Below are 9,368 nucleotides of genomic sequence, written 5' to 3' on the forward strand. Positions count from 1 at the left end.
CCGCCATGCCGCACGATCCCCGCCTCACCCCGGCCCGCCCGGATCTCGCCGCCGCCGCCCTGAAGGGGCAGGTGGAGGCCGCCCGCTACGTGGAGGGCGAGGTGCGCCGCGTGGCGGTGCCGGTGGCGCCGCTGCGGCGCCGCCCCGCCAGCGACGCGCCGCTCGAAACCCAGGCCCTGTTCGGCGAGACCGTCCGCGTGTTCGAGGACGATCCCGAGGGCTGGTCCTGGGTTCAGCTCGAGGCCGACCGCTATGTGGGCTACCTGCCCACGGAGGCCCTCGCCGCGCCGGGTCGCGCACCCACCCACACGGTGCGTGCGCTGCGCACCTTCCTGTTCCCCGGCCCCGATATCAAGCTGCCGCCGCGCGAGGCGCTGGTGCTGGGCAGCAAGGTGGCGGTGAGGGAGGTTCGCGGCGGCTTCGCCGTAACGACCGACGGCTTCCTGCCCGTCGTGCATCTTGCCGAGCCCGCCGAACGGGAAGGCGATTTCGTCGCCGTGGCCGCGCGCTTCCTGGGCGTGCCCTATCTGTGGGGCGGCCGCTCCAGCCTGGGCCTCGACTGCTCCGGCCTGGTGCAGACCGCGCTCGCCGCCACCGGCATTGCCGCCCCACGCGACAGCGACATGCAGGAAGCCGCCCTCGGCGACCCCCTGCCGCTCGACGCGGAGCCCCGGCGCGGAGACCTGCTGTTCTGGCCGGGCCATGTGGGCATCGTCGAGGCGGCGGACACCCTGCTGCACGCCAACGCCTTCCACATGGCTGTAGCGCGCGAGCCCCTCGCCGAGGCGCTGGCGCGCATCTCGGCCGCCGGGCTGGAGCTGCGCAGCATCCGCCGGCTCGCCTGAGCCGGGCCGGTCCGGTGGACCGGACACGATCTAGCGGAAGGTGCCGTTCGCCCCGCTGGCATACAGGTCGGCATGGGCGACCACACGGTCCCGCCCGGAGCGCTTGGCCTCGTAAAGCGCGGCATCGGCTGCCGCCACCAGCGTGTCGGGGCTGCCCTCCAGCGTGGGAATGGTGCTGGCCACGCCGAAGCTGGCCGTCAGGCGGCGGCGGGGCGAGGCCGGATGGGCGATGGCCACCTCGCTCAAAAGGCGGCGGACATCCTCCGCGAACGCCAAGCCCGCCGCCAGGTCCGCCCCGGACATCAAAACGATGAATTCCTCGCCGCCATAGCGGGCGACCAGATGGCTCGTCCCCGTCGCCGCCGCCGACAGCATGCGCGCCACCCCGCGCAGAGCCTCGTCGCCGGACAGGTGCCCGCGCGCATCGTTGAACGCCTTGAAGTGGTCCACGTCCAGCATCACCAGGGTCAGGGGCGCGCCATCGCCGCGGGCGCGCACCCAGTCCTGGGAGAATTGCACGTCGAAGGTGCGGCGGTTGGCGAGGCCCGTGAGCCCGTCGGTGCGGGCGAGGGAGGCGAGGCGCCCGTTCATGGTGCGCAGCTCGCTGTTGCGCTGGGACAGGCGGCGGGCCATCTCGTTGAAGGCCCGCACCAGCGGGGCGAACTCGGTAACGTCGTTGTCCTTCACATGGTCGGCCTCGCCCCGGCCCACGGCGGCGACGGAGCGCGTCAGCCGCGCGATGGGCGTGATGATGATGCGCTCGGCGGCAAACCACGACACCAGCAGGAAGCAGGCCAGCGCCGCGAAATGCACGAGCGCCGTGGTCTGGATCTTCCGGTCGATGGGCGTGAGGACCTTGGCGGTATCCATGCCCACCACCACCCGCAGGTCCAGCCCCTCGAAGCGGTTGAAGGCGAAGATCCGCTCCTTCCCGTCATAGCCGATGGTGGTGACGACACCTTCCTTCGCGGCCATGATCTTGCGCGTCAGCGGATGGTCCGGAAAGCGGTGCTCCACGATCTCGGGCAGGGTCGGATAGCGCACCAGCACCGTGCCGCCCTCCCCCACCACATCCACGATCGCGCCCACCTCCACGGCGCTGCCGGCGGCAATCCGCGAGAGCCACTGCAGGTCGAGGATGATGCCGGCCACCGCCAGCGGCTTCCCGCCCGGCGCGCGCTCGGTGCGCAGCATGAACACGGAATTGAGCCCGCTGACCCGTGAGAAGGACAGCTCGGTCATGAGCATGTCCTCGGCAGCGAGGGCATCGTGGAAAAACGGCCGGTCTGCGATGTTGACGCCCATGGCCAGCGGCGCGTGGGCGCATTTCACGTCGCCCTCGGGGGTGGCGATGAAGACGCCCTGGATGCCGGCCACCTCGTCGGCGAGCCGGGTGACGAAGGGGATGCAGGCGTTCAGGTCCTCCAGTAGGTCCTCCGCCTGCCGCGACACCACGTCGAGCACGGTGCGGGCCCGCGTCAGCCCTTCGAGCTGGGCCAGCGTGGCGCGGCGGACCAGGTCGCGCACGTCGTCCTCCAGGGACTGGATCTGGTCCTGCCGATCCGCGAAGAGGGCCATGATGCGCTCCACGGAGAGCGGCACGGCAACCAGGCAGATGAGAAAAAGAATGCGCAGGCGCAGGCTGGAAAGCCGTCTCGAAGCGACTGGCGCCTCTTCGCCGCTACGCTCGACCATGCTCGGCCACGCCCCCCGCGGACGGATTTTCGAAACCGTCGCCAAGTGTGTTGTAAACGCTTCTTGATCAGATGGGGAGATCGGTCCATCTGCTGCCGGATGGACAGGTCTCGCGGGGGCGGCGGCGCCCCGTCTCTTTTGTCTATCGCATTTTCTTCAAGCGCAGTGGTATCGGCGCTTCAAGGCTGCACCCGGGGAGAGGTCGAGGTATCATGAACACGCAAGCCGAAGCGCGGGACGCGGCGTCAGGTCTTCACGCGGTGCGCGGAGAGATCCTGTCCGCCTGCCGCGACGCCGGGCGCGATTCGGCCGCCGTGACGCTGGTGGCCGTCTCCAAGACCTTCCCGGCCCCCGAGATCGTGCCGGTCATCGCCGCCGGCCAGCGGGTGTTCGGCGAGAACCGGGTGCAGGAAGCCCAGGGCAAGTGGCCCGCGCTGTGTGCGGTGCATCCGGGCATGGAGCTGCATCTCATCGGGCCGCTCCAGTCCAACAAGGCGCGCGAGGCGGTGGCGCTGTTCGATGTGATCCACACGGTGGACCGGCCCAAGATCGCCATCGCGCTGGCCGAGGAGATGGCCCGCCAGGGCCGCCGCCCGCGCCTGTTCGTGCAGGTGAACACCGGGGCCGAGCCGCAGAAAGCCGGCGTTCTGCCGGAAGCGGCGGACGCCTTCATCGCCGAGTGCCGGGAGCAACACGGGCTGGAGATCTTCGGCCTGATGTGCATTCCACCGGCGATAGAGGTGCCCGACCCGCATTTCGCGCTGCTGGCCAAGATCGCCGCGCGCAACGGCGTTTCGGGCCTTTCCATGGGCATGAGCGCCGACTTTCCGGCCGCGATCCGCCAGGGCGCGACGCACGTGCGTGTGGGCAGCGCCATCTTTGGCCACAGATCCTTGCCCAATGAGGCTTGAAGTCCCCGCCGAACGCCGCTATAGAGCACCCCTCTCGCGAGATGCTCCCATCGTCTAGCGGTCTAGGACGTCGCCCTCTCACGGCGAAAACAGGGGTTCGATTCCCCTTGGGAGCGCCACTTGCGTACAAAGCCGCGAACCCCCGGATGGGTGGCCTGATCGGCGAGTACGGCTCGTTCCAGCACTGTCTTTGAACCGTGGATGCGGATGACGTGGTCATCGACCTCCACGGCGTCGATCAGAGATCGCAGATAGGCCTTGCGGAACGGTACCGTACCTTCGGTGATGTTGGTGTGCATGAGCTGGCCGAAACGAGCGATCCGGTCCGGGCCCAGCCGCCCGGCTACACCCCGGTTCGTGATCCGCTCCAAGGCGGACTTCGTCCGGTCGCGGTCGGACTTGAGCGCTGCAATGCGCTCCTTCAGCATATCGTCGAGGTCGGTGAGACCATCCTCCACCAGTTCATAGAGCCGCCGGAGCTTGTCTTCCGCCGCTCCAGATTCACGGCGCAAGTCCTCGATCCGGCCCTGGACCTCGGCATCGGCCTTCAGGCGCCGGTCGGCAACGGACTGGAGCAAGGCCTCCAGTCGTTCGGGGAGAAGAATGCGCTCAGCCACATGCTCGGTCACCAGCCGGTCGAGCTTGTCCATGGGGACCGAGCGGCCCTTGCAGGCTGCCTCGCCCACGCGGGCAGAGGACGAGCAATTGTAGTAGCGATAGACCCTCCCGGTCTTTGACGTGCCGGTGCGCAGAGTCATGGCGCAGCCGCAGGACGCACAATAGGCAAGGCCAGTCAGTAAGATTGGGCCGGTGATGGCCCGAGGCGGACTGTTCTGCGGGCTCTTAGCCTTCAAGGTCTTCTGCACCTTGTCGAAGATGGTGCGGTCGATCATGGCCGGAACGGAGATGGGGATGACCTCGGTCTGGGGCTTCACCTGCCCGGTCTTGGCGTTGCGCTTGTTGAAGCTCCACGCCCCCACATAGACGGTGTTGGTCAGGATGCCGTGTACCGTGCCGACACCGAACCTCGCGCCGAGCCGGGTGCGATAGCCCCTGGCGTTGAGGTGCTTGGTGATCTCCTTGATGCCCATGGGGCCGGACGATCCGTCGCCCTGCAGATAAAGATCGAACATGAGCCGGACGAGTTCGGCTTCGACGGGATCGACGACAATCCGCTTCTTGGTGCGGTGGCCACGCTTCTCCACCTCTTCGAGGGTGAAGCCGAGCGGCAGGCGCGCCCCGTTGTAGAAGCCCTGACGTGCGTTCTCCTTCATGGCGCGTAGGACATGCTTGGCATTCTCGCGGGACTGGTATTCGTCGAACAGGGCGATGACCTGCCGCATCATCACCTGGGCGGGATCGTCCCCGAGTTCCTGGGTGATGGAAACGAGCCGCACGCCGTGCTTGGCGAGGCGGCGGATGTACATCTCCAGCCCGAAGGCATCGCGGAAGAAGCGGCTGAAGCTGTGGACGACGACGACATCGAATGGATGATCGTCGTCGCACGCCCGCTCGATCATCCGCTGGAACTCGTGCCGGTTGTCGTCCATGGCGGAGGCGCCGGGCTCGACATATTCAGCGAGGACCGGCCAGCCCTGCCGCTGGCAATAGGCGGCGGTCTGAAGGCGCTGGTCGGGGATGGAGAGATCGACCTCGGCCTGCCGGGTGGTGGAAACCCTGAGATAGAGCGCGGCGCGGCTCGCAACAGGCAGGGTCACATTCATGGCCGGACTTCCCTCGCTTCGGTGCCGTCACTTCAGAAGCGTGTCGATCGCCTGCCGCAGGAAGGCTTCGATCACATCGACTTCATCGGCGGTGATCGGAACGGTCGAAGGCCAATCGTCGGTGACGTGCCAGACGCCCGAATCATGCGCATGCGAGTCTTGCGGCGCAAGGCGTTTCAGAGATTTTCCGCACCCTCCGATGCCGGAATTCGATCCTTTCGAGCGTGGCACATCGGTAGAACCAGAAGACGGGATCAGCCCTTCGCAGGACGCGATGGTTTGTGTCTTCCTTCGACGAAGAGGGCGCGAGCGGAGCATGCTCGCAGGATCACGCCATCGGGCAAGTTCAAGAATAGCCTAATTTTACGCCCGGCTACGATCTCGTAGAGCAGCGCGAAAATACTTATCCGATACGGAAAGAGAGAAGCGTAGCGGAGAAGCTATAGCGGGCGAGGACTGCTTACGCCGGTTCTATGACCGCCGCTTCGTTCCGGAAGATGCGGCCAGTCCAAGGAAGACCACGATGGCCCGGTTGAGGCGCAGGACATCCTCATCGTCCAGCCGTCCGATGCGTGTCCCGACCTTGGATTTCGGGACGGTCGTGATCTTGTCCACCATCAGGCGGCACGTGGTCCTGAGCCCGTTGCGTTCGTTGGGCGCCACGGGAAGACGAAACAGTGGCGCCTCGGTCTCGTCGGTGGTGAAGGCGCAGATGGTGATCGAATCCGTGGCGTCAAAGGTATCATCCTGCACGATGACGACGGGACGCGGCTTGCCCGCATAGTCCTTGCCGCCGGCCACGGTCCAGATGTCGCCCCGCCTCATTCATCACCCCAATCCGATACCGCATCGATGAAGGCCTGATCCTCACCGGCATGGGGGCTCGTCGCGACGGCCAGCGACTGGCGATGCGCCTCCGACCGGAAGGACGGCGCGCGCACGTCGGGCACCCAGATCTGGATGGGTCGCAAGCCCTGGGACCGCAGACGCGCGCGATAATCCCGGACCTTCACGCGGGAGGACTTGGGCGTCGATGCCGTGGGCATGTGATTGGACCTCGCCATGGTTACATGTAACCTAGCAGGAGGACCCGCCTGCAACCAGTGCTTCCGGAAAGCGGACCGCCCGCTCCCAATCTGAGCCTACACTCCCCCGAACGCCGTTCGATCCCTTCGCCATTTCGCACGGAGCGCTCGCGCTCCCAACTCGCCTTCTCTGCTTGCCGAGCCTTTGCCGGGCATGAGCCAGCCGGTCAAGGCTGGCGCGGCACGCGCCACCGCGAAGCGGCTCGGCCTTGAGGGGCTGGCTCAGGTCTGGCCCCCTGTTTGCGAGCAGAAAAGGCTTCCCGCAGCGCGGCGGTTTCGGGGAAACCTGTCACAGCCCGAGCCCGCGTTTGCGTCCGAAGCTCCACTCGATGCCGCCGTCGTCGCGCACGGTACCGGTGACGTGCTGCCCGATACGTTTCTCGATTGTGGGTTGCCACGGCACGAGCTGGAAGCCCATGCCGTCGTCGATCATGGCGAAGCGCCCGGAGGCGAGGTTGGCGGAGCCGGTGAGCTTGCCGCTGACATATTCGCCGGCCTTGACCTCGACGAAGGCCAATCCCCGCTCCGCCGCCATCTCGCGACCGACGCGCGTGATTTCGGCGCGCTCCAGACGCGCAAGGATGTCCCGCGGAGCCCGAACCGCCCCGTCCTCCAGACGGACCGCGTGCCCCTGATCGACGAGGCTTTGCCGCCGCCTCTCCATCGCCTCGCTCACCTCCCGGCCGAACCCCGCCTCGGCCAGCGGCGTCCGCTCGCGCGAGGCCAGCTCCCGGTCAAGCCAGGTCGCCCCGTCGCTGCTGACCTGGTTCTCAAGGTTGAGGGTCGAGAGCGTGCGGACGGAGAAGTCCTTCGCCCGATCCCGCGCATCATAGGCCATGCCCCGTTCGGCGATGTCGGCGGGAATCTTCCAGTGGTCGGCGTCGATGCGCTCCACATGGCCAGCTCGGCGGAGCGCCTCGAGCCGGCGCACATGGGAGCGGACGTAGGCTTCCGGATCGCCCTTGATCCGCTCGATCTCCGGGCGGGCGGCCTCCAGATGCACGCTCGGTCGGTAGATGCCGCCCGAGCGTTCTGCAAGGTCGTGAATGTTGAGGTCCGCCGCCCGCGGCTCGGCTTTGACCGGCATAGGATCGAGCGCAACGATGTGCCCCCGTCCGATCTCGTCCAGCCGGGTGGCGTCCGCCATCTCCACATAGTGGGTGCGTCCATCCACGGCGTCGATGACGAGGTGCATCCGGTCGCCCATCTCGTCGCCAGCGGCAAGGCCCTTGGCCAGCACCCGTCCGACGATGGGCTCGGTGACGGTCTGGCCATGGATGACGTAGCGATCCGCCCCCCGCTCCTCGGCGAGCCCGTGGTCAACCAGTGCGCGCTGCATGGTCGCGACGATCTCGTTTCGGGTGCCGAGGTCGCGCAGCGTGCGCTCCGTATCTGCCTTCAGCCGCCAGCGGGCGGGCTCGACTTCCTCGGCGAGGCCGTAGCGCTCCAGCCGCTTCGCCCGGTCCACCAGCAAGTGACGATTGGCCCGCACCGTATAGCTGTCGGAAGCATCGGGGCGAAGGTCGACGATGCCCCGCCCCTCCTGCTCGGCGAGGAGCATCCGATCGAGCCGGGTCAGCCGCTCGGCCTCCACCTCCCGCCGGAGCTTCTGGGCCACGTCCAGCTCGGTCTGCGGCCCGAGCTCCAGAGTCACCAGTTCCTGCGCCCGGTGGCAGATGCCTTGGGCGATGTAGTCGCCGGCGATGTTCAGGATGCGGCCATCATCGAGTACGCCCCGCACGAGGATGTGGGTGTGGGGATGGCCGGTGTTGTGGTGATCGACGGCGATCCAGTCGAGCCGAGTGTCGAGGTCCTGCTCCATCTGGCGCATGAGGTCGCGGGTGAAGGTCTTGAGGTCGCCCAGCTCGACGGCATCCTCGGGTGCGACGATGAAGCGGAACTGGTGGCGGTCGTCGCGTCCCCGTTCAACGAAGGCGCGGCCGTCCGCCTCGTCCTCCAACGCGGAATAGGCCCGGCCCTTCTCGCCCTCCCGCGTGACCCCGTCGCGTTCCAGATAGCGCAGATGGGCATCCATGGCAGTGCGGGCGGTGCCGCGCATGCCCGATGCCCCGCGCCGGGGGTTGAGCCTGACGATGCGGGCCTTCACCACCACGCGGCGGGACCGGAAGCGTGGACCGCCTTTGTCCTGGCCCCGCCCCTCCGCCGGGAAACCGGCCACCACCCTGGCGCCGCGCCCGCGGGCATTGAACCGCCCGCTTCCCTTCCCGGGCGGACCATCGCCATGAGACGCCGTTCCGCCGGCCTTGCGCGCGGCGGCCTGGACCTGGTTCAGGAAGGACTGTGCCCGCGGGTGGGCGCGCGTGCCTTTGGCGCGCGGCCGCCCCGCGCGGATACGGAAATCATTGTCGTCCCGGTCTGCCATGAGGGCAGGATTGGCAGTGAATTCGAGGCATTCAAGCCTTCAAATTCGGTTATCGTAGTATAGCGTAGAAAAACTTGCCGTGGCGTTGAAAATTCGATGGACACCTCTTAAAAGAAACACCTCAACATACTCATACAAAATCATATTCTGAGGCAAAGGAGCAGCAGCGCACCCTGCAAGATGACCGAATCCCGCGTTTTCTGGAACAGAAAACAATGTGCAGACAAGGCCTTGCGAGCAAGGCGAGCGCGGATTGAAAATCCGCTTTATCTTGCCGTATTCTTCAGCTGTTATTTTCTCACCCAACCTGACCCTCTATGTCATGCATATTAGGAATCATGCGTGAAAGGTCTGCCGAAAATGAGCGACACAATACTTGCCGCCGAGTTGCGCCAAATCCGAGCCGATGGTGTTGCCCACACGCTGTTGGAGCGTTGAAAATCACGCCACCGCCCTGCAGTCGAACAGGTGTTAGAATGGCGACCTTGTTGCCGTAGATTTGCAATTAGGCCGCCATCGGTACGCATTTCCAGCGTCAACCCTGACTCGGAATCGCTCACACGGCCCCAAGGCAAATTTCATCCACGCGACCTGATTCACTCGATAGATCCCTACAGGCTGCACCCGGTAGTAGCGCCTGTGATAGACCCTGACGTTGCCCCCTATTTGCCCTCGTTCATAACTGGACTCTGTTCTCGATATGGTCCGTCCTGGACCGGGTTGCA

At 66.4% G+C, this 9,368-nt stretch carries 8 protein-coding genes, 1 tRNA gene and 2 pseudogenes; 5 read left to right on the forward strand and 6 right to left on the reverse strand.

Annotation, left to right across the window (positions count from 1 at the left end; genetic code table 11):
- Window positions 1-5 precede the first annotated feature (5 nt).
- Window positions 6-845, forward strand: coding sequence for a C40 family peptidase (locus tag FZ033_RS06925; protein WP_149575402.1), 840 nt, complete (start codon window positions 6-8; stop codon window positions 843-845).
- A 30-nt stretch (window positions 846-875) separates the two neighbouring features.
- Here FZ033_RS06925 and FZ033_RS06930 read toward each other — a convergent pair whose 3' ends face one another.
- Window positions 876-2,540: a sensor domain-containing diguanylate cyclase gene (locus tag FZ033_RS06930; protein ID WP_149575403.1), complete on the reverse strand. Its 1,665-nt coding sequence runs from the start codon at window positions 2,538-2,540 to the stop codon at window positions 876-878.
- Window positions 2,541-2,752: 212 nt separating this feature from the next.
- On the opposite strand from FZ033_RS06930, the gene FZ033_RS06935 reads away from it, so the two are divergent.
- The 3 genes from FZ033_RS06935 (at window position 2,753) to FZ033_RS24585 (ending at window position 4,188) form a co-directional block, all read left to right on the forward strand.
- Complete coding sequence (locus tag FZ033_RS06935; RefSeq protein ID WP_149575404.1) at window positions 2,753-3,451, forward strand: YggS family pyridoxal phosphate-dependent enzyme; 699 nt, start codon at window positions 2,753-2,755, stop codon at window positions 3,449-3,451.
- 43 nt (window positions 3,452-3,494) lie between these two features.
- A tRNA-Glu gene (locus FZ033_RS06940) sits at window positions 3,495-3,570 on the forward strand.
- Between the two features lie 93 nt (window positions 3,571-3,663).
- Window positions 3,664-4,188, forward strand: coding sequence for a hypothetical protein (locus FZ033_RS24585; RefSeq protein WP_331251168.1), 525 nt, complete (start codon window positions 3,664-3,666; stop codon window positions 4,186-4,188).
- On the opposite strand, the pseudogene FZ033_RS24590 reads toward FZ033_RS24585, so the two are convergent.
- Window positions 4,126-4,569 (reverse strand): annotated as a pseudogene (locus tag FZ033_RS24590) (recombinase family protein); the annotation flags it as partial. The gene FZ033_RS24585 and the pseudogene FZ033_RS24590 overlap by 63 nt on opposite strands.
- Here FZ033_RS24590 and FZ033_RS24595 point away from each other — a divergent pair.
- Entirely contained in the window at window positions 4,456-4,734 is a 279-nt protein-coding gene (locus FZ033_RS24595) for a hypothetical protein (protein ID WP_331251169.1), read from the forward strand. The pseudogene FZ033_RS24590 and the gene FZ033_RS24595 sit on opposite strands and share 114 nt — an antisense overlap.
- Window positions 4,735-4,761: 27 nt before the next feature.
- On the opposite strand, the pseudogene FZ033_RS24600 reads toward FZ033_RS24595, so the two are convergent.
- From FZ033_RS24600 to FZ033_RS06965, 4 genes and pseudogenes are all read right to left on the reverse strand, one after another.
- Window positions 4,762-5,175: pseudogene (locus FZ033_RS24600) on the reverse strand (recombinase family protein); the annotation flags it as partial.
- Window positions 5,176-5,646: 471 nt separating this feature from the next.
- The gene (locus FZ033_RS06955; protein ID WP_149575406.1) at window positions 5,647-6,000 is read right to left on the reverse strand and encodes a type II toxin-antitoxin system PemK/MazF family toxin; all 354 of its coding nucleotides are present in this window, start codon (window positions 5,998-6,000) and stop codon (window positions 5,647-5,649) included.
- Window positions 5,997-6,221, reverse strand: coding sequence for an antitoxin MazE family protein (locus FZ033_RS06960; protein WP_149575407.1), 225 nt, complete (start codon window positions 6,219-6,221; stop codon window positions 5,997-5,999). Before FZ033_RS06960 ends, FZ033_RS06955 begins: the two co-directional genes overlap by 4 nt.
- A 328-nt stretch (window positions 6,222-6,549) precedes the next feature.
- Window positions 6,550-8,439, reverse strand: a complete 1,890-nt coding sequence (locus FZ033_RS06965; protein WP_232847357.1) for a DUF3363 domain-containing protein — start codon at window positions 8,437-8,439, stop codon at window positions 6,550-6,552.
- Window positions 8,440-9,368 lie beyond the last annotated feature (929 nt).

This window comes from Xanthobacter oligotrophicus, assembly GCF_008364685.1.
GTDB classification, from domain to species: domain Bacteria; phylum Pseudomonadota; class Alphaproteobacteria; order Rhizobiales; family Xanthobacteraceae; genus Xanthobacter; species Xanthobacter oligotrophicus.